Origin of the sequence: Dolichospermum sp. UHCC 0315A, from assembly GCF_008121535.1 — a bacterium.
GTDB lineage: Bacteria > Cyanobacteriota > Cyanobacteriia > Cyanobacteriales > Nostocaceae > Dolichospermum > Dolichospermum lemmermannii.
Genome location: NZ_CP043056.1, coordinates 2,817,418 through 2,841,862, shown reverse-complemented (window position 1 = coordinate 2,841,862; position 24,445 = coordinate 2,817,418). Strand labels below are relative to the sequence as shown.

At 36.1% G+C, this 24,445-nt stretch carries 24 protein-coding genes; 7 read left to right on the top strand and 17 right to left on the bottom strand.

The features are described from left to right. The first annotated feature begins 103 nt into the window (after nucleotides 1-103). Nucleotides 104-712, top strand: coding sequence for a Uma2 family endonuclease (locus BMF77_RS13840; protein ID WP_148763549.1), 609 nt, complete (start codon nucleotides 104-106; stop codon nucleotides 710-712). Nucleotides 713-737: 25 nt separating this feature from the next. Here BMF77_RS13840 and BMF77_RS13835 read toward each other — a convergent pair whose 3' ends face one another. Continuing rightward, the gene (locus BMF77_RS13835) at nucleotides 738-2,060 is read right to left on the bottom strand and encodes a hypothetical protein (protein WP_148763547.1); all 1,323 of its coding nucleotides are present in this window, start codon (nucleotides 2,058-2,060) and stop codon (nucleotides 738-740) included. Nucleotides 2,061-2,379: 319 nt separating this feature from the next. Between BMF77_RS13835 and BMF77_RS13830 the strand changes: the two genes are divergently transcribed. From BMF77_RS13830 to BMF77_RS13820, 3 genes are all read left to right on the top strand, one after another. Beyond that, entirely contained in the window at nucleotides 2,380-2,553 is a 174-nt protein-coding gene (locus BMF77_RS13830; protein ID WP_246862919.1) for a hypothetical protein, read from the top strand. Next, nucleotides 2,554-2,784 carry a hypothetical protein gene (locus BMF77_RS13825; protein WP_041457489.1) on the top strand — a complete coding sequence of 77 codons (231 nt, stop codon included), beginning with the start codon at nucleotides 2,554-2,556 and terminating at the stop codon, nucleotides 2,782-2,784. A gap of 186 nt (nucleotides 2,785-2,970) precedes the next feature. Further along, nucleotides 2,971-3,813, top strand: a complete 843-nt coding sequence (locus tag BMF77_RS13820; protein ID WP_148763545.1) for an HAD-IIB family hydrolase — start codon at nucleotides 2,971-2,973, stop codon at nucleotides 3,811-3,813. A 134-nt stretch (nucleotides 3,814-3,947) separates the two neighbouring features. On the opposite strand, the gene BMF77_RS13815 is transcribed toward BMF77_RS13820, so the two are convergent. The 13 genes from BMF77_RS13815 to BMF77_RS13755 form a co-directional block, all read right to left on the bottom strand. Next, nucleotides 3,948-4,703 (bottom strand): SDR family NAD(P)-dependent oxidoreductase, encoded by a 756-nt coding sequence (locus BMF77_RS13815; RefSeq protein WP_096667119.1) that lies wholly within the window; start codon nucleotides 4,701-4,703, stop codon nucleotides 3,948-3,950. Between the two features lie 37 nt (nucleotides 4,704-4,740). Then, nucleotides 4,741-5,577 carry a sugar phosphate isomerase/epimerase gene (locus BMF77_RS13810; RefSeq protein ID WP_015078119.1) on the bottom strand — a complete coding sequence of 279 codons (837 nt, stop codon included), beginning with the start codon at nucleotides 5,575-5,577 and terminating at the stop codon, nucleotides 4,741-4,743. A 108-nt stretch (nucleotides 5,578-5,685) separates the two neighbouring features. Then, entirely contained in the window at nucleotides 5,686-6,807 is a 1,122-nt protein-coding gene (locus BMF77_RS13805) for a DegT/DnrJ/EryC1/StrS aminotransferase family protein (protein WP_148763543.1), read from the bottom strand. Between the two features lie 2 nt (nucleotides 6,808-6,809). Beyond that, a complete protein-coding gene (locus BMF77_RS13800) occupies nucleotides 6,810-7,232 on the bottom strand; it encodes a secondary thiamine-phosphate synthase enzyme YjbQ (protein WP_015078121.1) in 423 nt (140 codons plus the stop codon). Nucleotides 7,233-7,234: 2 nt separating this feature from the next. Then, complete coding sequence (locus BMF77_RS13795; protein WP_015078122.1) at nucleotides 7,235-8,242, bottom strand: SDR family oxidoreductase; 1,008 nt, start codon at nucleotides 8,240-8,242, stop codon at nucleotides 7,235-7,237. A gap of 69 nt (nucleotides 8,243-8,311) precedes the next feature. Next, a complete protein-coding gene (locus tag BMF77_RS13790) occupies nucleotides 8,312-9,604 on the bottom strand; it encodes a DUF563 domain-containing protein (RefSeq protein ID WP_148763541.1) in 1,293 nt (430 codons plus the stop codon). A gap of 110 nt (nucleotides 9,605-9,714) precedes the next feature. Then, nucleotides 9,715-10,251: a D-glycero-beta-D-manno-heptose 1,7-bisphosphate 7-phosphatase gene (gmhB, locus tag BMF77_RS13785; protein WP_015078124.1), complete on the bottom strand. Its 537-nt coding sequence runs from the start codon at nucleotides 10,249-10,251 to the stop codon at nucleotides 9,715-9,717. Nucleotides 10,252-10,345: 94 nt separating this feature from the next. After that, a complete protein-coding gene (locus tag BMF77_RS13780; protein ID WP_053539647.1) occupies nucleotides 10,346-12,250 on the bottom strand; it encodes a transketolase C-terminal domain-containing protein in 1,905 nt (634 codons plus the stop codon). 284 nt (nucleotides 12,251-12,534) lie between these two features. After that, the gene (locus tag BMF77_RS13775) at nucleotides 12,535-13,278 is read right to left on the bottom strand and encodes an HAD-IIB family hydrolase (protein ID WP_015078126.1); all 744 of its coding nucleotides are present in this window, start codon (nucleotides 13,276-13,278) and stop codon (nucleotides 12,535-12,537) included. A 7-nt stretch (nucleotides 13,279-13,285) separates the two neighbouring features. Then, nucleotides 13,286-14,749, bottom strand: a complete 1,464-nt coding sequence (locus tag BMF77_RS13770) for a glycoside hydrolase family 13 protein (RefSeq protein ID WP_148763539.1) — start codon at nucleotides 14,747-14,749, stop codon at nucleotides 13,286-13,288. A gap of 42 nt (nucleotides 14,750-14,791) precedes the next feature. Next, the gene (locus tag BMF77_RS13765) at nucleotides 14,792-15,511 is read right to left on the bottom strand and encodes a glycosyltransferase domain-containing protein (protein ID WP_148763536.1); all 720 of its coding nucleotides are present in this window, start codon (nucleotides 15,509-15,511) and stop codon (nucleotides 14,792-14,794) included. 279 nt (nucleotides 15,512-15,790) lie between these two features. Continuing rightward, nucleotides 15,791-16,582 carry a hypothetical protein gene (locus BMF77_RS13760; protein ID WP_015078129.1) on the bottom strand — a complete coding sequence of 264 codons (792 nt, stop codon included), beginning with the start codon at nucleotides 16,580-16,582 and terminating at the stop codon, nucleotides 15,791-15,793. 5 nt (nucleotides 16,583-16,587) lie between these two features. Further along, nucleotides 16,588-17,343, bottom strand: coding sequence for a sucrose-phosphate phosphatase (locus tag BMF77_RS13755; RefSeq protein ID WP_148763534.1), 756 nt, complete (start codon nucleotides 17,341-17,343; stop codon nucleotides 16,588-16,590). A 566-nt stretch (nucleotides 17,344-17,909) separates the two neighbouring features. Here BMF77_RS13755 and BMF77_RS13750 point away from each other — a divergent pair. The 3 genes from BMF77_RS13750 to BMF77_RS13740 all read left to right on the top strand — a co-directional run bounded on the left by BMF77_RS13750 (nucleotide 17,910) and on the right by BMF77_RS13740 (nucleotide 21,354). After that, nucleotides 17,910-18,557: an SIS domain-containing protein gene (locus BMF77_RS13750; protein ID WP_027401734.1), complete on the top strand. Its 648-nt coding sequence runs from the start codon at nucleotides 17,910-17,912 to the stop codon at nucleotides 18,555-18,557. A gap of 225 nt (nucleotides 18,558-18,782) precedes the next feature. Continuing rightward, entirely contained in the window at nucleotides 18,783-20,333 is a 1,551-nt protein-coding gene (locus BMF77_RS13745; protein ID WP_148763532.1) for a PfkB family carbohydrate kinase, read from the top strand. 22 nt (nucleotides 20,334-20,355) lie between these two features. Continuing rightward, complete coding sequence (locus tag BMF77_RS13740) at nucleotides 20,356-21,354, top strand: NAD(P)-dependent oxidoreductase (protein ID WP_148763530.1); 999 nt, start codon at nucleotides 20,356-20,358, stop codon at nucleotides 21,352-21,354. Nucleotides 21,355-21,416: 62 nt separating this feature from the next. On the opposite strand, the gene BMF77_RS13735 is transcribed toward BMF77_RS13740, so the two are convergent. From BMF77_RS13735 to gntT, 3 genes are all read right to left on the bottom strand, one after another. After that, nucleotides 21,417-22,283 carry a hypothetical protein gene (locus BMF77_RS13735; protein WP_148763528.1) on the bottom strand — a complete coding sequence of 289 codons (867 nt, stop codon included), beginning with the start codon at nucleotides 22,281-22,283 and terminating at the stop codon, nucleotides 21,417-21,419. 5 nt (nucleotides 22,284-22,288) lie between these two features. Then, entirely contained in the window at nucleotides 22,289-22,708 is a 420-nt protein-coding gene (locus BMF77_RS13730) for an NUDIX domain-containing protein (RefSeq protein WP_015078137.1), read from the bottom strand. 360 nt (nucleotides 22,709-23,068) lie between these two features. Next, a complete protein-coding gene (gene gntT, locus BMF77_RS13725; protein WP_015078138.1) occupies nucleotides 23,069-24,433 on the bottom strand; it encodes a guanitoxin biosynthesis MATE family efflux transporter GntT in 1,365 nt (454 codons plus the stop codon). Between the last annotated feature and the right edge of the window lie 12 nt (nucleotides 24,434-24,445).

Sequence of the window (24,445 nt, the reverse complement as noted above, 5' to 3'; positions counted from 1 at the left end):
TGATGCAACAGATGAAAAGTATTAGAAACTTAATAGATAAAAACTGAATCAATAATTATTACTGATATGTTAAACTAACAAACATCGCTTTCTGATCAAAAATATGCAATTAATAGCAAAGCAATATTACACCCCAGAAGAATATCTGGAATTAGAAGCAACTGCTGACTACAAAAGCGAATACATTGACGGACAAATCACTGCTATGGCTGGTGCATCTATAAATCATAACCGGATTACAGGTAATTTTTCTGCTGCACTAAATTTTGCTTTTAAACAACAAGACAAATATGAGGTTTTCAACAGTGATATGCGTCTATGGATACCCCAAAGATTAATATACACTTATCCAGATGTGATTATTATTGCAGATGAGCCAGAATTTTTCAATAATCGGACAGATACAATTACAAATCCCCAGGTAATTATAGAAGTATTATCTAAATCTACCAAAAGTTATGACAGAGAAGATAAATTTGCAGCGTACAGGACAATTTCCACTTTTCAAGAATATCTGTTAATTGATCAAAACCGAATTCATGGAGAACAATTTTCCAAAACTGGGAAAAAAAGATGGAATTTGCGTGAGTATGATGAAGAAGATGAAAACATATCTTTGGAAACGGTATCTTTTGAGATTTCCTTGCAAGATTTATATAATAAAGTTAAATTTCCTCATATAAAATCCGCAGTCGAAAATTCTACATCCTGATATTCTCCACTTTAAATATTTCCTCCTATCCTACCCAAATTTCTTGAGCAAAACCTATTGCCAATTTACCAAGTAAGGTGATAAACAAACCCATAACTAAATAAGCTTGACGCGGATAACGAGATAAGCAGATACCAATAGCTGCACTCAGAGGAACGATTCCATAACCAAGACGACTTAAAGAAATTGTGCCACCAGAGGCTAAAAGTAAACCAATACCACAAAAACCATAAACTACCATAACTGGAGTTAGTTGCTGACGGAAATACCATAAAAGGTAGGTACTACCTAATATCATAGATACATTCAGTAAATTATTTATTAATCCCTGATCGGCAATTATTAATGATAATATGATTATCGCATAACCAGCATAGAATATCAATGGATTGAAATATTTTCGCCAATACAATAAACAAGAAGAACTAATTACAATTAAACCAAAAAATAGCGGATACCAAAAATCTTTAATCCCGCCTTCATCATTCTCAACCCAACCAAAATACCAATTGTTGCCAAAGGGAATTTGCATAAACATATTTAACCAACCTTCCCAATCAAAACCTAAGGAAGGCCGCCATCCTTTTTGTGCAGCAATAAAGGCTAAAAAATCATTAAAATTCAATTTACAATAGACACTAAATATTAACAACCCTGTGGCAGATAATAAACCTGCAATATAGGCAGTTAATGGTTTATTTTGTTTCCAAGCAGTAATTAAAAATGCGGAAATTAATGCCATACCTGTGGGACGTGTTGCTGTGGCCATTGCCCCACAAATTGCTGTCCAAACATATTGTTTTTGATCAAAGGCACGTAAAGCCATTGTACTCAATAACAAATACAATCCTTCTGTATAAATTACCCCCGTAAATAGAGACATAGGACAGTAAGCCATGACAGAAATTGTCCAATGGGCTGCGCTGATACCACATTGTTTTTTCACCCAAGAATATAAAAAATAAAGTGTTCCTAGAAATGCTAAATTATTGATAATTAATCCAGCTAATTCAAAAGGAAACCCGAATTTCATGAAGATAAAAATGCTGACAGGAAATAGGGGGAAAAATGCCAAATTATGTTGCTTGCCATCATCAATAAATTCGTAACCTTCAGTGGAAATTGCTCGATAATGGACACTATCCCAAGCATCAAAAATTCCCCAGCCAAAATGAGGCGTAATCCCATCTTGTAATGCTGGTAAATTGGGGGCAATCAATAACATAGCAGTCCCAATAAATATGCGACTCACAAGCCACATAGACGCAGGAAATAAGAAATCATCTGTCCAGATAAATTTGGTGATGGCTGCGACGAGCGTAGATATCGCCATTTGCGCTTTAACCATAGGCTTATGCTTTTTTCTGACTTTGAGATAATGACAATGTTAGTTTTAACTGTTTTGCTTACATCCCCACCCTCAATGTACTGATATCGTGGGGATGTAAGCAAGTCAAAAACGAAACGTCTGGATAATTAATTTTCAACACGTTGAAAGAAATTATTTGGACAGTTGAGTTTTTGACAACTATATTTTATTTATGCCAAATTATCAATGTATTTCTCGACAAAGTCAGCAGATTCAGCAACCATTTGTCTGTATTGAGAATATCAGTGATGGAATTAGATAATAGCAGTATACTATAGATAAACCAAGGGGGTGATTGATGATGGCATTACGGAGAGCAACTTTCCGACTATATCCAAATAAACAAGTCAGTGAAATGTTGCACTACCACCGCCAACTTCACAAAGATTTGGACAACGCTGCTGTATCCAACCGCATTACTTCATCTAAAAAGTTTGGTAAATCTGTTTCTTGCTTTGAGCAACAGAACTAAATGGGTCAGAAACAGGTAAAACCATCTCAAACTTGTCCAAAATGTGGGCATCAAGAAAAGAAGAGTTTAGCCGCAAGAACCCATGTTTGCCCAGGACTATTTCATTCTTATTTAACCCGCCTCCGAATGAATTCTGATAGCTTGCGTGGCGAAGCCATGTCTAATAGCAAAAGTCGTCTCAAGACGACTAAAGGAAAGTTTATAGTGAATGTGGGCTATAATAGGATGTAAAATATAAAGTCTTTTCGCCCGAATCTCACAAAAAATAAAATAATATGTATAGGAATAATATTTGAGTCCTGAAATTATTTGCGTAGGTAGGTAAGATGCAAAAGGCATGAGGTAAAAGGATTCTAGGCGATTCAGGTGTACCGGGTGTTTTTCAAAAATCAAATATGAGTCCTATATAAGCATTATATGAAATATTGCAAACATAATATAAAACTGTTACCTTTTGTCCCAGAACCAAAATACGTTGTTTTTACAGATTTTGATGAAACTTATCTTGCTCATCAAAATAGAGAGGATTATAAAAATGATCTCAAAGAACTTGAGGAGTATTTATTAAATGAAACATATCAGAAACAAATCTTTTTTGGTTGGGTTACTGGTAGTAGTTTAACTTCAGTTTTTGATAAAATAAATAAATGTGGTTTGACATTATTACCTCATTTTATTGCTAGTAGTTTAGGGACTGAACTAATCTACTTCAATCAAAACCAATACGCTGAAAAAGATAAAATATGGGAAAACAATCTTATGAAAACTGGATTCTCTGAGAATTTAGTTAATAACTTAGTTAGTTTTTTAAAATTAGATAATATACATTTGACACCACAACCTCAAATAGCAGATTGTCCTTTTTTAAAAAATTACTATTACCATCAACAAAATGATCTAATTGATAATCAGGCAATTTTGAAGATAAAAGAGTTAGTGAAAAAAGCTGGTATTCAAGTAAATATTAGTCAAGCAAATCCTTTATCTGGAGATCCAAACAATTGCTATGATGTTGATTTTATCCCATCAGGGACAGGTAAAAAACATATAGTTAATTTTATTTTACAGCAGACAAATGTAAGCTATCAAAACTCCATAGCTTTTGGTGAAAGTGGTAATGATATTGAAATGCTGCAAACTGTTAGACATGGTTATTTAGTTGGAAATGCAACCAGCGAAGCTAGGAAATTACATTTTCAAATAGCAGAAAATGAATATGCTAAAGGAATATTATCTGTATTGAAAACACTTATTAAATAATCAAGAGTCATGGGTCAGAATGTTTGATATATTACATCCCACATTCCGCAATTATGAAACGCCATATTTTTGGTATTTTTTGTGTAATCCTGAAAAAGCTGAATTGTTTATAACTCAATCAGTCTTAACCATATTTACATAAGAGTAAAGCCACCGTTAATACATAAATATTGCCCTGTAACAAATCTGGACTCATGACTGGCGAAATAAAGCACTGCTTCGGTAATATCCTGTGGATTACCCCATTGCTGCATGGGAATTCTGACTTGGTAAGCGTCTTTTTTTTCTTGAGGAACGTTTTCATGGCGTTCTACGGGTATCCAACCGGGAGCAACTGCATTAACTGTAATACCAAAAGGCGCTAATTCGGTGGCCATGCTGCGTGTAAATCCCAGTTGTCCATTTTTGGCAGTAACGTAAGCACTGAAGTTATTAACTGAGCGGAAACAAACGTCACTACTAATATTAATAATTCGTCCCCATTGTTTTTGTTTCATGGAGGGTAAACAAATACGAGTTAATAAGTAGGGACTTTTGATAAAAAAATCCAGCATGGTTTGGAAATCTTGCCAGGTGTATTCCTCAAAGGGGATCTGGGGTTGGTTTCCTGTGGCATTTAACACCAAAATATCTACTGCACCCAGTTGAGAGGCGATCGCTTCATAAATTGCTGCTACATCTTCTTCTTGGGTAACATCCCCACGAACCAAAATAGCTTGGCAACCTTGTTGTTCAAGTTCAGCTAAAGCCTGTTTAGCCCGTGATTCGTTATTGCTGTAATTGATTGCTACCTTAGCACCTGCTTGTCCCAATTTGAGAGCGATCGCTTTCCCTAAACCAGCAGAACTTCCTGTAACTAAGGCCACATGACCATCTAAAGAAAATGACATTTAATTGCTAACCCCTGATGAAAATAATGAAATAAACTTAGACAACGGCAAATTTTTGTAATACTTGAGACAAGTTATTTAAACTCTCTTTCGTTCCCTGCTCAACATCTGATGTTTCTTCATATTCAACCACCCAATATCCCTGATAACCTGCATTTAATAGTTCTTTAATAATCGGTTCCCAGACAATTTCTCCCTCTCCAAAAGCACAGAATTGAGGACTACCATTAACCCATTGCACATCTTTCCAATGACTATAATTTACCCAAGGAAGAATATAGCGGAGTGCCATCAAAGGATCAGTTCCCTGATTCAAAAAATTAGCGGGATCATAGTTAATACCAACAGCAGGACTTTTAATACCTTTCATCATTCTGGCCACTCTTTGTCCGGTTGCAGTTGGTCCACCATGATTTTCAATCGTTATTTGAATTCCTCGTTCTTCGGCGTAATCACCGATTTTATTAAAAGCATAATGCAACAGAGGAAAAACATCTGGGAGAATATAATCATTTCTGTGATCACCAGACAATAATCTGACAAATTTTGCCCCTAATTTTTCAGCACTATCAACAAAACGCTCTACTCTTTTAATTTCTGTTTCTAACTCATTTGCATCTGAGAGTGTAAAATTATTTCTTCCTGCTATACAAATAATATCTACTCCTGCTTCTTTAGCCCAATCAGCAATTTTAGATACTGCTTGATCATCACCATCATGTAAAAGATGTTTGGGTGCTTGGGGATGAGCATTCACTTCTACTGAACGAATGCCTTGGTTAGCTATCCAGTGGAAATATTCAGGTATTTCCACTTCTCTCCAGCCCCAAGCAGCACAGCCAATATTTAGTGAATTAATGTTAGACTTTAGCATATTTTAGATTTTGGATTTTAGAAATGATGTGTATAGCTTAGAGGGTAAGCTGTCGTGCATTCAAAATGCACAACAGCAAGTCAAAAGTGAAGAAAATTTGAGGCTTATTTATTGATAGAATAACTTAATGTTTTCACAAACTTGCTCAAGTTCCTGAACGGTTAGTCCTGGATAAATAGGTAAACTCAGGATGCGGCTTGCTTGCATTTCTGCGATAGGAAAACTCCCTGCTGGATAGCTTAATTCTTTACCTGCTGTAGATAGATGAATTGGCACTGGATAATGAATTGCTGTACCGATACCGCGATCGCTCAAAAATTGACGCAATTGATCACGCCGTTCAGCTTGAATAACAAAGGTGTGGTAAACGCATTTTTCCCACTCTCGTTCCCATGGCATTATGATTTGGGGAATACCCGCAAGTTGACTTTGGTAATAGTGAGCATTTTCTTGACGTTGCTGTGTCCATTCCTGGAGGTAACGCAATTTAACTAACAGAATAGCTGCCTGTAGAGTATCTAAGCGAGAATTATGAGACCACATCACACAGTCATCACGAGTTCGTAAACCAATATTCCGCATAATTTTTAACTGGTCATACAGTTCGGAATCATCCGTTACTATTACTCCTCCATCTCCACAAGCATTTAAGTTTTTCAGGGGGTGTAAACTGAAACAACCCACTATTCCCAAAGAACCTACTCGTTGACCTTGATACTCAGCCAGTACAGATTGGGCGGCATCCTCCACTACAGCTATTCCATTTTCCTGGGCAATATCTAAAATTGGTTTCATGTTACAAGGTCTTCCCGTCAGATGTACAGGGATAATTGCCTTTGTTTTGGGAGTAATAGCTGTGGCGATTTTAGTTGGATCAATATTGTAATCATCGCCCACATCAACGAATACAGGTTTAGCACCAAGTATGCGAATACAGGTAGCTGAAGCCACGAAAGAATTAGGGACAGTAATAACTTCATCACCAGAACGAATACCAAGTGCTTTGAGTGCAAAAATTAAGGCATCTGTCCCAGAATTAACACCAACTGCATAACGAACGCCACACAATTGAGCAAACTGACGCTCAAACTCTGCAACTTGCTCGCCTAAAATAAAGTTGCCATCATCAAGGACTTCACCCATTGCTGCTAGTAACTCAGACTTTATGGCAGCGTGTTGACTTTTAAGATTAACGAAGGGTATTTGATTAATGGTTAATAGTTGTGACATTTTTAATATCCCAATATATTGATAACGACTTCACGGATGTAACCAGACTGACGATGTTCCCAGATATAAATATCTTGTAAACGTCCTAGCTGCAAAAGACCTTGAGCAATCGGAACTTGTTCAGAGGTATGGGTAAGGGCAGAGCGAATATGTGCCGGCATATCATCTAAACCTTGTCCGGCTAAAAGATATTGACCATTTTCGGGAACTAACTTCGCAAAAAAGGTTTCCACGTCGGGTTTGGCATCTTCTTCTTGAATCAATAAACTGGCGGAAGTATGACGGATAAAAAGGTTACAAATTCCTGCTGTAATTCCTGATTCTGTAATGACTGCTTGGACTTGGGGCGTAATTTGACATAGAGATTTACCAGTAGTTTGTACCTTGATTGATTGTTGGTCAAGTCTTATAGATGAGTTGGTCATTTTTATTCCTTTCCTAAATGCTCAAACCACGATTTTGTCTCTTGCTGAATTGTTTCTGGTGTCCAAACTGGAGCATCTCGCCAAAGTTCAATATTGGCTAACATTTCACTTACACCTTGACTTAAAGGTACTTGAGGTTGCCATTTTAAAAGAGTCGTAGCTTTAGTAATATCAGCCCAAGTACAATCCGGTTCTCCTGGGCGTTTGGGAATGTGAGTAATTTCTCCTGCTAATAATTTCACCAGTGTTAAAACGCTTTCAGATTTACCAGAACCAATATTAATAATTTCCCCGGTAATATCCGATTCAGCAGCTTTGATAAAGGCTGCTACTACATCACTAACGAAGGTAAAATCTCTCGTTTGCATTCCATCTCCTACAACAGTAAAAGGGGTTTTCGCTAGTTTTTGAGCTAAAAATACGCCAAATACTGCACCATAAGCTCCTGTGGTTCTGGATCTTGGTCCATACACATTAAACAATCGTAAAGAAAGGGCTGGAAGTTGATAAACTTGCGCCCAGTGCATGACTAATTGTTCACCTAAATATTTTGTTAAGCCGTATGGATGTTTAGGATGACAAGGATAGGTTTCTGATGTGGGATATTGATTAGGAATACCATAGCAAGTGGAAGAAGCTGTGTAGATAAATTTTTGGATTTTAGCAGTACGACAAGCTTCTAAAAGGACGAATGTACTATGTAAATTGGCATGATAATATGCTCCTGGATTTTGGATTGAGGGAACTAAATCAGCTAATCCTGCTAAATGAAATACCCAGTCAATATCTGTTAATATGGATGGGGAAATATCAGCAACATCTTGCTCAATAAATGTAAATGTGGAATAGGTTTGAGCCACTTTTAAATTAGCCGTTCTTCCTGTCACCAGATTATCTAAACCAACGACACTATGACCTGATTTGAGGAGGAGATCACACAAGTGGCTACCAATAAAACCAGCAGCACCAGTGACTAAGCAATGTTTAGGAGAATTTAATTTACTGTTCATACAAAATTAATAATCTGTTAGTCAAAATTTAAATTTTCATCAAGCTTTATGATCATCTAATTTACATTATCAAATTCTATTTTTTGTCATTTTATCAACCATTCTACTTAATTCTTCACAATTGACAATGATATCTTCATTCTTTACCTCACAAAACATACAAGCATAATCGAATCCTAATCCTTTAGCAACTGTATAATAGAAATGGCTAATTTTCTGACCAAAAAGTTCAATTAAAGTTAAATTTTGGGAGAAAATAATATTTGTTACTCCACCACCATGAGGAGCAATAATAAATTTAGCTTGAGCAAACAATTTTACTTGGTCAGCAAAATCTAAATCTTCTAGAACATAAGGTACAAAATCCATTTTATCGAGAGTATTGCTTACTTCTTCTTCATTCAAAATGCGGCGAGCATTTGCTTTTTTACGAGAAATAAAAATATTGGGACTCAAAACCAGATTTGGATTTGCATAAGTATCTACGTTACTAAGAATACGTTCTCTTACCCAATGACAAGCTTTGATAGAAATACGTCCTCCTTCACGTCTTTTAGAGCAAATAACTAATTCATTAACTTTAGCTCTATATCCATTCCATTGGATATAATTTTCTAGACCATAACCCATCAATTCTAAAGAGCGAATTTTCCAACTAGGAATATCTCTATCAATTATTAAGACTGGGTTTTTACCTGTTTTTTGAGAATAATATTCAATGGCTTCTAATCGAGTTAAAGCTTCATATATCCAATGAGCATATAAATGACTCCAATAATTAACAAATGAACAAGCTAAATCAAAATGTTCTATTTTATCTATGGGGGTAATATATTGAGAATTGAAACCAGCCTTCATTGTAGAAATAGTAGTGTGTTCTAAGACATCTACTCTATCTAAAACTGTTTCTAAAATAATATTCTTATCCTCAGTAAAACCAATCCCATAAATTCCCAATAACTCCACGTTTTTGACAACCGCAGCAAAAGGATTAGTAAATTCAAAGCTACCTTCTTTTTCTCTAAATGCTGCGGGAATTTCTTGATAACTTATAGCTGGTTCAATTTGAATAATTTCATCATATTTTAACTGATAAAGATTATTCTCTGCTTGACATTGCTGGAGTAAATCTACTCTAGTAATTAAATTGCTGTGTAGATAGTTAAATAAAATTGAATAAATCAATTTGAGAATAGGTAATTGTTCATATTCCACTTCTAATTTAGGAATATTATTCTCCATTTTATCTTTCTCCATCTCCTCAGTCATCGTGATGAGATTTTCGTCAATGTATCTCAATAGAATGGGATATATGAGTTTAAATATTAGCAATTCTTGAACATAACGCCAAACTTTATTCATCTGCTTGTAGATCTCTTTGTTTTGTATGGGACAGCAAAATAATTTGCTGGTTTTTTAGTAAAAGTTTAGTAAAATTTAATGAATATTTAATAAACATATTCTCAAATTCATTAAATAAAAAACTTTAGTGCTTCCAGATTATCCAACCGAGCAGAAACTTGTAATTCTTTAGGAATAAAAATTTCTGGACTGAGTAAATAAAATTTACCGATTCCTGCGGCTTTAGCAGCTTGCATATCCGATATTCTATCACCAATTAGGATTGAGCTTTGCAAGTCTATAGGATATTTCTGACAAGCTTGTTCAATCATTCCTGGTAACGGTTTACGACATCGGCAGTTTTGACGGTAATTAGATATAGTTGATTGGGGATGATGTGGGCAGTAAAACACATCCAGTATTGTTATATCTTGGTTATTAAATTGCTCATACATCCAGACAGTAAGACTTAAAAAATCTTGTTCAGAATAGTAACCACGAGCAATACCTGATTGATTTGTGATCACAATTAGCTTATAACCTAAATCTTGTAGTAGACGACAAGTAGCAAAAATGCCATCATTAAATTCAAACTGCTCACATCTAAAAACATAGTGATGATCAATATTAATTACTCCATCTCGATCAAGAAAAGCCACTTTAATCACTGGTAATTATTCTCCTTTAGATTCAGATCCCCGACTTCTGATATCATCTGATAATTTATGGTGATGATCACAGAAGAATTCGGGGATTTTTTTCTTATTTTAACATTTCCTCAACTTTGTTCATGATGCCAATAGTATCAATACCTTGATGGGGGAGTTGTTCCCAAATTCCGCTACAACCTTCTTGATGAGTTCCCATATAGGCATATTTGGGAGAAAACCCTCTTTCTAGTAACCATGAACCAAAACGGATACCTAAACCTGTACGCCGATTTAAGGATTCAACTACTAAAACAAAGGGTGTTGAACCAATTTTTGCCATGATTTCTTCATCTACTAGATTCAATGTGGATTTATTGATTAAACCGACATTAATTCCCTGTTTTTTCAGGCTTTCTACTACTTCTAAGGCGCGGTAAAGTACCTCTCCAAAGCTAACGATATAGCCGGCTGTTCCTTCTCGTATTACGTCATCTTTTCCAGGAATAAATGTATAACCATCTGCAAATAAAGGTTTACTATTTGTATCCAGAATATCGGGTACTGGGGAACGGCTAGAAAAGAGAAATCTTAACCCTGGTTGATCAAATACAGTTTCCACACAAGCTTTCATTTGATGTCCGTCGGCGGGATAATAGAGACGGGTTTGATAAGCGTCTTCTAAACCGTTATCGGCAAACATATTATTTAACCCAAAATGGCAGGTGTTATCTCCTAATTCATCTATCCCACTATGGGAAAATTGACAAAGAACGTTGGATTTATTAAGCCGTGCCATTGTAATTTCAGAAATACACATTTCCAAAAAGGCACTATAAGTGCTGAAAATGCCTTGTTTTCCTGCTTCCATGCCAAATCCTGCCGCCGCAGAGAAGTTTCCTCTTTCCATGATGCCGCCATGATAGAAAATCTCTGGATAGGCTTGACTAATTTTATTGATACCACAGGATTCTCCTAAATCACTGTCAATACACATTACCTTTTCTCGCCGTTCTGTGGGTGTCATTTGACTGAGAAGAGAGACAACGGTAGCATCAAAAATATGGCGTGTTTTGCTGCTAGAACCCGTAAAAGAGTAGGTATGTGTGAGGGGAATAACTTTTTTGAGGTAATTGACGGCTGATGTATGTCCGCGAGTTTCTAAATAGGCGATCGCTAACTCTGGTGATAGGGCATCATGTCCTAAAGGTGTGCCTTCTACTCCAACAATACCGGGAGTCATAGGACGTTTATTAATTACTGCTACTGGTCCATTAATAGTGACAGCTTGACAGAGACGAGTATATAAATCATCTAAATCTTCCCCTGCTCCAGTTAATACAGTTAATCCATGTCCAGCTAAAGTTTGACCGACGTTATAACCCTTGAGATAATCTGTTGGATATCCGCTACAGGTGGAATTGTTATCATCAATAATTAATTTGATATTGAGATTTTTAGCCACAGCTAAACGGGCGGCTTCGGCATTATTTCCTTCTTGCTGTGAACCATCTGAACCCAAACAGAATACTACTTGATGAGGATGTGCGATCGCTACTCCATTCACATAAGCCCAGAGGTGTCCTAATCTTCCCGAACTAAATTTTACACCAGGAGTGCGTCCTCGTTCTGGATGTGCAAGTAGTAATGAATAGGCTTCTCGATAATGCAGCAGATTTTCTGCATCAAGATCACCCTGTAAAGTTGCCATTAAATATTGTGTAGCAACGCGGTGTCCTGCTTCATCAAAGAAAATTGGCACAAATTTATCTGCTACTCCCCGAAAGAAAGCATCTAAAATCATCACTTCGGGAACTGTATCATAAGCTCCTCCTGTATGACCGCCCACACCTTTGGCTGCTGCTACAGCGGTAAAAAAAACAATAGTATCTCGACAAAGTTGAATATTAGCTTTCAGAATTTCTCTTTGTTCATTAGTCAAAGTTGAATTAGTCGGGTCTAACTTCAAAGACTTGTAAACATCCAAATCAATAGGAAAGCGAAGAGTTGTTAAAGTCATTTTTTTGTTCCTTTTGATTGTTGAAATTATATCTAGGGTAGGCATTGTACAAACAATACCTTGTCCACATTGAAAAAAGCCTTGATTCGTAGATGGGTTGCGCTGTCGTTTAAGCCAACAAAGCATAAAATGGCTAAGGTATTGATATAGGAATCCGGTTTGATTCTTGAATTTTCCTGCGTAGGAGGGCAAGAGGATTCCAGAATATTAAGGTGTACCGAGTTTTGTATGCCTACGCCACGCAAGCCATCAAAAATCAAATAGGAGTCCTATATATTTGACATTTAATCCTTGCCGTAAAATTTCAAACCATCCCAAATACCCATCACACCAGGATAAGGACTATGGTAAACATTATCCATTGTCTGAATTTTATCAACTAAGTTGGGATGAGAATTTCCCACAGCAATTCCCTTTAATCCTGTTTCAAATAGGGATAAATCATTGAGAGTATCTCCACAAGCTATGGTTTCATCTGCATTAAACTTTATTTCCTCCAAAAATTTCAAGAGAGTTGGTCCTTTAGAAACTCCTTTGGGCATGACATCAAAATAAAAATAGATATTATTATAAGATGAGATAATGCAATCAAATCCGGCATTGATTACTTTTTGGATGGTGTTAGGTTGCAATTTTTCAGAATCATAATAGTAAGATACACGATACTTAGGATTGACTGCCTGTAGTTTTAATCCTGGTTCATTTGCTAATAGGGTTTTAATTTTTTCGTTAGCATTATTCCATTGTTTAATTATCCAATATTGTACAGGATAAATTGGCTCAAATGTTTCACCATGTACAATAGTTGTTCCCACATCACCAATGATATAGTCAGGTTTAGGAATATGAGGATTTTCTATTAATAAGTTGCTGATCCAGTCCAGTTCTCTGCCGGTGACATATACTAAAAGTAGGCGATCGCGTTGTTTTTCAATATATTGATAAAATTCAGATTGTTGTTGTTGAGAACCACCTAAAAAAGTGCCGTCTAAATCAGTTGCTAAAAGTAGTGATTGTTGATATTTCATGACTTAATTAACCAATAATTAATCCGCTACGGGGTGGAAGTTTAAAGTTAATAAATTCGGCTTCTTTAGTCCAGTTTTCTTGACTGGAATGATATGTAAATAATGTTTGTTTGAGTTGATTTTGCCATGATGGTTGAATACTCGCCATTGCTATTTCATTACCAGCATTTACCGCAATTAATAAAATTTCTGTTTCTAACCTTCTAGCGAAAATATAAACTTGTCCTTGAGCGTACAAGGTATGATATTCACCTATTCTTAATGCTGGATGAGAAAGACGGAGTTTAATTAATTGACGATGATATTCAAGAATATCTTGATCCCACTGTTTTTTATCAGGAAATCCTTTACGACATTCTGGATCATAACCACCGTTTAAACCGACTTCATCGCCGTAATATATGCAAGGTGCGCCAGGAAAAGTAAATAATAGTAACGTTGCTAAATATAAACTGGGGCGATCGCCTCCAGCTACATCAATTAACCTAGCTGTATCATGATTATTAATACCATTAAGTTGAGTTAGTTGAATTTCCCAAGGATAAAGTTGCAGTAATTGATTAATTTCTTCCCCATATTTAGCCGCATCTGCTGGTGGTGGTGGTGCATATTCAGCAAAATGACCTTTTACCTGGCGATCGCCGACAATAAAGGCAGTGGTAGCATTAAGAAAGGGTAAACTTGACACGCCATCAAATTGTGTGCCATCTAACCACTCAGTTGCATTCATAGGAATTTCTCCCACAATATAGGCTTCAGGATTAATTGCTTTGATTCTTTCCCGAAATTCTTGCCAAAATCCAGGAGTTTTGATGTAATCTGCCGAATCTAAACGCCAACCATCTGCACCACGTTTAATCCAATATTCACCTATACGCATAATATATTCGCGCACTCCTAAATTATTAGTGTTAAATTCGGGTAAAGCACGAAGATCACACCATGAAGCATAATTAGCAGGACGAGAATTATCATAAGGTGAGATAGGCCAACCTGTAATTTTAAACCAATCTAACCAAGGAGAATTTTGTCCATTTTCGAGAATATCATTGAAAAAATAAAAGCCTCTACTAGCATGATTAAAAGTTCCATCTAAGATAAGTTTAATCTTACGATGATGAGCTTCTTTAAGGAGATTGGTAAATGCTTCTTCACCGCCTAATAAGGGATCAATTTGATAATAATCAAGAGTATGATAACGATGATTACTGGCAGATGTAAAAATAGGATTAAGGTAAATTGCATTAATACCTAAATCTTGTAAATAATCTAGTTTTTCAATTATTCCCCAAAGATTTCCGCCTTTATAACCATGAAATGTAGGAGTAGTATTCCAGTCTTCTAAGGGTATATTAAGTAACCACTTTTGTTCAGTGGGAATACTTCGAGAAAAGCGATCAGGAAATATTTGATAAAAAACGGCGTTTTTAACCCAATCAGGTGTATTAATCTTCGTATAGAAACTTGTCATGATCTCTGAAACATTAACCTCATCATTGTTGTTGATTATTCTTTACCGCGATACAACATCACCCAGATCTTCTGCCAACCTGAGCAGAACATTATAATACTTTTTAGAGTATGGTATGTGAATTATTGCAGGATATGTGCCAGTTAATTTGTTTAAGACAAATCCATTGTGTATCTCATACAGTTCTGGTAAAATTTCCCATTCCCCTGCTGTACACCAAAAAATATCACAGCAATAATCTAAGGTTACTGTTTCAGGATTTTCAAAACAGTATTTTCCATACAATCTTTGATCACTACCGTTTTCATGAAAATTCGGATAAGAAAGAATATTATCAATCATCTCACAGACATATTTTTTGTATCCCATGAAAGTCCCTGCGTTCAGATATTTATAATCATAGGGAACTTTAATGCTATCGTAAAAATCTTTGTATTCTTCGTACTGATGAGAGTACCATTTCTCTGCTGCAAATAATATCTTATAACCACCTTGAATAAATTTTTCATATATACTGTTAGCATTCTGTACATACAGAACATCAAAAGCATCAGTAACAAGAACTATTGTGTCATCTTTCACATCCTTTAGTTCCTTCAAAATCAAAGGAAGTCTTAGAGAATTGGCTGACCATTCGAGACCTTCACCTAGCACCTTAACGTCTATATTTTGTTTTTTAGCAGATCTCAAAAAGAGTTGTACCTTAGAAAAAGACACAGAGTTACAACAAGTATAAAATGCGATATTTGGGCTTTTATTCATTTTGTGACAACCTTACCTCTTACAAAAAAATATTGTGGTTTGCTGATTATAGCTTAGAGGGTGTTTGAAAAGTCTTAATTCATACTAATCCTGGCGACTAGAAGTCGCGGTTCATCTTGCACACAGACAAAACCCACGGAGGTGGGTTTGAAACCCTCGATTTTTCATTAGTCCACGCAGGTGGACTTTGCTTGTGTAGTAGTGAATTATATTCGCCCAAAACTTTTCAAACATCCTCTTACATTCCTCGTGTTTTACCAATGAGGAATGAGAATTTAATTATGGAGAAGAATATCGGTTAATCATTTCTCCTTTATTTTGTAACAATTTATCAATCAATTGTTCAAATAGTTTATCTGTCACCATGATGCCTTTATGAGATTGATTTCTAAAAGATAAACACAAGTTAGCCGCATAAATAGGAGATTTCAAGGCTTTTGTATATAACTCGATAATCTCAGTTTTATCTTCTACAATTGCGTGCATTAGAATAGGACTAAAAAGCCCCATATTTGGAAAAAGAGGTAATTCCATAATCTCATAAAGTCTGCTTAAAAATTTCGTACTAACTGCTAATCTGGATAACCTTCCGGTCTGATTTTTCAAGATTGATTTAGTCGCATATATATAAAAGTCCAAAAAACTATTTTTTTGAGTAAAATAAACTAAGGAATTAGTGACTTTTTCAGTACAAAATAAAGTTCCCTCACCCAAATTTTGATCATCTTCTGTATCCAACCAAACTTCACGACAAACTAAATATTCTTCTGTCGTTTCAATGTTTAAATTATCGGGATCAAAAACTACTACATCAGCATCCATCCAAATAGTTTGCTCATATCCCTGTTCTAAAAATTTTTTCGCTATTTCTAATCTAGCTAAATCAGCAATAACGTTAATTTTACCTTGAGATTTATCTATATACCAATCGGGAACATAGTCAAAAAAGTTGTCTACTCTTCGGTAGTCAAAGCCTTTTAATTCTGCCCAATCTTTGACTGTTTGCATACAAGTTTCCAGCCAATTTGGTGTTTCATTTCCCCGATAGGATTGATAAACAATGGTTTTCATATCAATTATTCTCTGTAAAATCCAAAATATTTTAATCCTTCTAAAATGCCATTTGCAAAGTGACTTTTTGCCAGATAGCGATTCCCTGGTGGGGAATTTTCATGCCAATCTAATATTTTTGGTTCGGCATTACCAACGATAATAGCGGGACAAAGCATATTTTCAAACATAGATAGATCATTACCTGAATCTCCGCAAATAAGAGTTTGTTCATTAGTAAAACCTAACCGTTGTTGCAGAAAAAGAGCAGATGCAGCTTTATTTGCTAATGCTGGTAAGATATCTAAAAATGCACCCCCAAAGTTATCTATCATTTGTACTGCTAAACCATGATTTTGCCAAATAGCTTTTAATCGCGGAAGTGTTACTGATAATCCTTTAGTATTAGTATAATAACTAACCTTAAAGTCCGTTTGTTCTAAGGGAGATTGGGGGACTAGGCAAGGAAATCGGCTGGTTATTTCTATTACTTGTTCTCTATCCCAACCCAGGGAGATTTTGTTTGTCCACTCAGAATCGGGGGTTTCACTGCCTGGGTAGTAAATTTCTGTACCCGTTGCCAGGACGAGTATATCAGGTTCTAAGAGTTCTTTTTGAGCGATCAGTTGTTGATAGAGCGGGAGAGATCGCCCTGTGGTGTAACAGATAACTGTACCGTCAATGCGGCGCTGTTTACTTAACCACTGATTTAACTTCTTTAAAGCTAGATCATCACCAACTAAAGTCTGATCTAAATCAGTCACAAATAAAAATTTTGCCACCTTTATTATTGTTATTAATATTTTAAACTGTACATTTAAGTAGGTGAAGACAATAAAACCAAACTGTGTAAAGAAACGTAAAATCGCCCAAAACCTCTTTACTCTTGCCTTGCTATAACGACAATTTTCAACGCCAATCTACTTATTTAAAATTTACTAGTTGATTATACAAAAATATTACTACTTTATTGTTTTCTTAATATTCTTTAAAGATTTTCTGAAAATAATGTTAATTGGCATTAATTGAGTAAGTCATAAAAATTTATTCTTTAGATATTCTTTATATTTTCTTTAGATTTCAAAAATAGAAAAAATAGTATACATGAACAATACCTTTTCCAAATTAGAAAAAGTCTTGATTCGTAGGTTGGGTTGTGGAACGTTAGCATTGCGAAGCAATAGAATGAAACCCAACAAATCGGTTGCGCTGTCGCTTAACCCAACCTTGTATCTTAGAGGTATGTGAGAAGAAGTGGTAGACCGTCCCAACCTGGGTCAGAAAAGACCGCTTTGTAGCAAGGCTTAGGTATACATAAAACAATGACATTAATTACTTGATAGTGTTTATGAATAAAGTACAGCAGCGACTTCATCCATTTTCTAATGATTACTTCCAGCAACTATCTACCCTGGGTGAGAAATTTCAAGTCACAGATCATCAAGGTAAATCTTTTGCTAATTCAGAAGGAATTGATATGGCTGCGGCTTTAGTAGAAAAGCAAAATCAGCAGTGTCGAAAAGTGATATTTATCGGTAATGGAGGAAGTGCAGCCGTAGCTAGTCATCAGGCTATTGACTACTGGCGTAATGGTAATATTCCCGCAATTTGCTTTAACGATGGTGCTTTGGTTACCTGTATTAGTAATGACTTTGGCTACGAACAAGTTTTTAGCAAACCCATTTCTACATTTGCTCAGTCTGGAGATGTTTTGTTTGCAATTAGTAGTTCTGGACAATCACAAAATATTCTTGCTGGTGTTTACCAAGCACTAAAAATGAATTGTCATGTGATTACACTTTCAGCCTTTCAACCTAACAACCCCTTACGTCAACTTGGACATCTAAATTTTTATGTTCCCACGATGTCCTATGGTTTTGCAGAAATCATGCACTTATGTATTTGTCACTGCATTATTGATGGCTTGGTAGAAGGTGCTTTACCTAGTGCAAATGTGGATAACTATCTCAGTTTAAATGAACTAAAAGCATCCTAAAATATTCATCCCATTTATATATAGAAGAAATTCTATCTGTGGTAAACAACAAGATTTAATGATTGCATATTAAATATATGTGACAAGAACTAGAATTGTAGACCTCTTTCTTCAAAAATTGTCAGATATCTAAACCTAGAATCATCAAGTAAATAATGATGTTCTAGTTCTGAATTGTTCGATTTTTCTGTGAACTTTTGTACCAAGATTAGCAATGAAATAAAGATGCAATTAGAAATATATAGAGAAAAAATTATTGACTTTGAAACTTGTGCAGAAGTATTCACTGTCTACCATCAAAAAGGACGGAAAATCGTTCTCTGTAATGGGGTATTTGACTTACTACATCCCGGACACATTGCTCATTTACAAGCGGCTAAAGCAATGGGAGACTTATTAGTAATTTCCCTAACTGCTACTCCTTATATTAACCGAGGACCAGGAAGACCAATATTTTCTGATGAGTTGCGTGTTAATTCTATAGCTGCTTTAGCTTGTGTTGATTATGTAATTTTAACTCCCGCCGTCACAGCTTTGGAAGTAATTGAGAAAGTGCGTCCTCATATTTACTGCAAGGGAGATGAATATGCGGAAACAGAGAAAGATGTAACCCACAATATTGATAAAGAAATCGCTCAAGTAAGAGCTTACGGAGGTGACATTCGCTATACTCAAGAAATTACTTTTAGCTCTACACGACTGATTAATAATTATCTTGATGTTATCCCTCCAGAATTAAAACGTTATGCCAATGATTTTAGTCAACAATATGCTTTTGAGGATATTAGAAATGCGATAGAAGCAATGCAGGATCTCAATGTTTTGGTGTTGGGGGATATTATTATTGATGAGTTTGTTCACTGTACAGTTCAGGGATTAACCTCAAAAGGAAGAGCGCCATCAACCCGCTTTGTGAAAAAAGAACAACATTTGGGGGGAGTTTTTGCGATCGCTAACCATCTCAGTAGTTTTGCCAAATCTGTCACCCTAGCTAGTACCATTGGTGATGAACCAGATGTACATCATTTGATTGCTAATCATGTTGATAGTACGCTGCATCTTAATTTACATTGTGTAGAAAAATATTCTACAGTAACAAAGTGTCGTTATATTGAACAACAAGGGAAAACCAAGGGTTATACCCAATTATTTGCGATTAATTCCATAGACGAAGAAGGACTAGGACCCCAAGAACGAGAAAAACTTTTAGATGCTTGGGAAAAACTGTTAAAAAACTGCGATTTAGTGGTTTTGGCGGATTATGGTCATGGATTAATTGATGCTGAAGCAATTGAATTAATTCAATCACAAGCACCATTTTTAGCCTTAAACTGTCAAACTAATAGTGCTAATTACGGTTATAACCTAATTAGTAAATATAAGCGAGCCGATACATTTTGTGTAGATGAACAGGAAATTCGTCTGGCATTTTCTAATCGTTATGGTAATCGAGAAGAGTTACTAAAACGGTTGCAATATCATTTAGGGGCGCAACAAGGTTGGTTAACTTTAGGATCTGCTGGTTCTTTGGGAATTAATACTCATGGAGAGATGGAAATTACTCCGGCCATGACACAACAAGTCAAAGATACCACCGGGGCTGGAGATGCCTTTTTTGCCCTAGCCAGTTTGAGTGCTAAGTTAGATTTGCCTGTGCAGTTAGGATCATTTTTAGGAAATTTGGCCGGAGCGATCGCTGCCAATGTTTTAGGAAATGAAAAGCCTGTAGACAAGGGACGCTTATTAAAGTTTGCTAAAACAATTTCCACATTTTAAAAGATAATTAAGGAGTAAATCAATGAATCCAATTCAACAAGTTTTAGTGACCGGTGGTGCTGGTTATGTAGGAGCTATTTTAGTTCCTAAACTTCTGCAAGCTGGATATGGAGTTAAGGTAATAGACTTGTATCTTTATGGCAAAGATGTATTAAATGCCGTTAAAGATCATCCTCATTTAGAAGAGATTGAAGGCGATATCCGCGATCGCCAACTTCTAGAAAAAATCATGCCAGGATGTGATGCTGTCATTCATTTAGCTTGTATTTCCAACGATCCCAGCTTTGAATTAGATCCAGACTTAGGCCGTTCGATTAATTATGATGCCTTTTTTGACTTAGTAGACGTTGCCAAAGATGCCGGAGTGAAGCGGTTTATTTATGCTTCTTCCTCCAGTGTTTACGGCATCAAAGAAATAGAAAATGTCACAGAAGACTTACCCTTAATGCCTTTAACAGACTATTCTCGTTATAAGGCTTTATGCGAAGAAGTCTTATTGAGTAAACGAGAACCAGGTTTTGTTACCTTAGTTTTGCGTCCTGCTACAGTCTGCGGTTATTCCCCCCGTCAGCGACTAGATTTAGTGGTGAATATTCTCACTAACCACGCAATTAATAATGGTAGAATTACAGTTTTTGGTGGTCAGCAAAAACGTCCCAATATCCATATTGAAGATATGACCGATCTGTATCTAAAATCTCTACAATGGTCAGATGAAGCGATTGACGGTAAAATATTTAACGCTGGCTATGAAAATCATACCTTGATGGAAATTGCCGAGATGACCCGTCAAGTAGTGGGAGAATCTGTAGAAATTATGACTACACCCACCGACGATCTGCGTTCATACCATATTTCTTCAGAAAAAATTAAGCAAGAACTGGGATTTGTCCCTGCACATACTATAAAGGAAGCGATCGAAGATTTAGCTTCAGCATTTAAAGCTAATCAAATTCCCAATTCTCTCACAGATAGTCGTTACTATAACGTGAAAGTGATGAAGGAAATTAACTTCAAGTAATATCTACCCCCGCCATCATTGATGATTTGGCGGGGTTTAAATTATCTCACTCAAAGCAACCCCTAATCAGCTTCAGTAAACATCGCAACTAAGCGATTCGCCGGTTCAGCCATCGCCACATACAAAGTTGTGGGAAAAGACCAATTATTACTAGGCTTATTGGGGTTTAGATAAAAGTTACATAAACCTTCGACAAACTGTTTCATCTTAGATATGTCATAATCCCATGCTTTTAATGATGGTAAAACTTCCGTTTCTACTATTGTTAATAATTCATCTCGTTTGCTAGTTACTCTCATGGCATTAAAAATAGTCCATGCCATTTCTAATGCTTCCAGAGTACCATCATTACCTCCTTGATAAAACCATTCAATATCAAAATCAATCATTCGCACATTTCCCTGGGTATCAATCATTTCATTCCCAGTCCAGCGATCAGCATAAATAATTCCCTGTCTGTGAGCTAAATTCATTTCTTGTAGAACCTTCGGCAAAAATTTGACTTCTCCAGTTTCTAGAAATTCCAACAAAGTTTTCCCTGTTACATATTCAATCAGCATCCAATCTTGATCTGCATGGATTAATTTAGGAACTGGTAAGCCAACAGCTAATGCCCGTTTGATAAAATCAACTTCATCTCCAATATTTCTGAGTTTAAAAGAACCGCCATTTTGGATAAAGCCAGTGGCTTCATACATATACTGCATATAAGCATCACCAGCTTCAGTGGAAATATCCCGTCTGGCACGAAAAACGCAGCGATCTGTGGCTGTTGTAATCAATAAGATATGATTAAATAATCCTTCTGATTGGGGTTTTTCTATTGTTGCTGTTTTACCTCCAGGTAAATAAGCTAAAGCACTTTCCAATCCCTGAGCGATATTTGTTGGTAGTGTATTCTTTAAATTTTCTGCAATTGAATTTTTCATTAGCTTTAACCAATACTTAATTTTAAACTAATTGCTAAGAAATCAAAAAACTCAGCCAGAATTTGATCATAGTGAGAGGCAAATTCAAGCTGATTAATTTCCTCTCGACTAAAATAGGCTAATTTTTGTCCTTCGTGTAGGGTTATTTGAGAAATATCTAAATCCAGCCGAGTCCAAAAAATGTGTTCATCACATTCTTGCCAAAAATAAGACTTAAAGAATTTAATTTCGCCTAATTCCAGTTCCATTTCTTCAACTAATTCTCGGCGAATAGCTGCTTCTGCAGATTCATTTTTCTCTATATATCCTCCCAGGAATGCCCAAGTGTTAGGAAAAGGAATAGAGCTTTTATTATCTCGAAGTACAAGTAAAACTTGCTGCTGACTGTTGAGAATAATTATGTCAGCCCCTGGCGCTTCTCTCATTTTAACTCTAATTTAATAAACTTTAATTATTATATGATCAAGAACTAAAATTAGAAAAATAATCTTTATTCTTTAATGTTTTCATCAAAGGTCAAAAAGAAGGACAGCAAGTGGTAATTAACTCACTAATACCAAATTAAGATGAAACTGCATAGAATAAGATTTCAAGAATAATTGACCGCAGATAAACGCAGATGTAACCGCGTTAGCGGCTTCCCGTAGCTTGCGTGGCGTTCGCGGTAGCGTGCCGGAGGCATCAGCCATAGGGTATGCAGATAAATACGGATGAATTAATGGATTTCATGATTCTGTGCAGCCTTACATAAAATTGGTATAACTCACTTCCCTCTTTAAGCCGATTTAATTTTCAACAGTTGTCAGAGAAACTGCATTAACTTCAGTATCACTACTCAAAGATTTTGGTAAATACACTAGCATTGTCACCATTTTGGCAAACATAAATAATATAATGGATAGCCACAAAAGATAGTTGTTGTGAAAATACCAAGCTGCTATAGCTGATGGGATAAATCCCAAAGTAGCAGAGATCAAACTGACATTACGAACAATTTTCCCTTCTGCTAATCCTAAGAAATATCCTTCCAGCATTGAGGCAACAGAATTGAATATAAGTATGAAGCATAAACACCAAATATAGGTATCAATATGTTCAGTAATTTCCGTATGGTTGGTTAATATGCCAAAGACAGCCTGGGGAAAGAAAACACAAATTGTAGCTACAGTGAGTCCTATCAATAAGCTGCTGGCAACTGAAACTTTCAGCAAGGGTAACAATTTCTCTTTTGAATCTTTACCTTTCAAGTTTCCGCTTAAGGTTTCGGTAGCAAATCCCATTCCGTTAGTTAAGTAAACATTTAGATGTGTTATCTGTCCTAATAAAGAATTTTGGGTAAAGAGTATCGTTCCCATCATGGCACTCAGATTACTAAAAATAGTAAAGACAGACATCTCACTTATAGTTCTAATCAAGATATCTCTATTGAGAGCCAACATAGTTTTCAACTCTGAAAAATCCATGATTTGTGGGCTAACTGCGCGGATTTCTTGCCACTGAACTTTCCGACTAGCTAAGAGGATGCCGATAAACAACATTAAGTATTGGCTAGATGCTTGAGATACTCCAGCCCCTACACTATTCCAACCCCATTGAATAATAAATAAGTAGTTTAAAATTATATTGGCTGCATTGCCAATAACTGAAAGTACCACAACCTTACTATTCTCCTCTCGTCCCAGTAACCAACCAATGAGAACGAAGTTCAGTAAAACAGCAGGCGCTCCCCAAATGCGAGCATTGAAATAGTCAATGCCGGCAGCTTTAACATCAATATCAGCACTCAAGAGCGAAAAACCTACCTCTCGCAAAGGATACTGCAAAATTAACAGTACGATACCTAATCCCAAGGCGATTAAGCCATTGCGTAGTCCCACTAGCAGTGCAGCCTCTTGATCATCTGCTCCCACAGCTTGAGCGGTTAACCCAGTGGTTCCCATACGTAAGAACTCAAGAATCAAATAGACGAGGTTAAACAAGATATTAGCTATGCAAACCCCTGCTAAGGCATCAATTTCTTGCAGATGACCCAAAAAAGCTACACTGATTAAACCCGCTAGAGGAATCATCAGGTTTGAAAGAATATTAGCGATCGCAAGACGGTAGAAACGAGGGAGAAAGTCATACTGTTCTGTTCGTGTTAAGTTCATGAGTTAATTCAG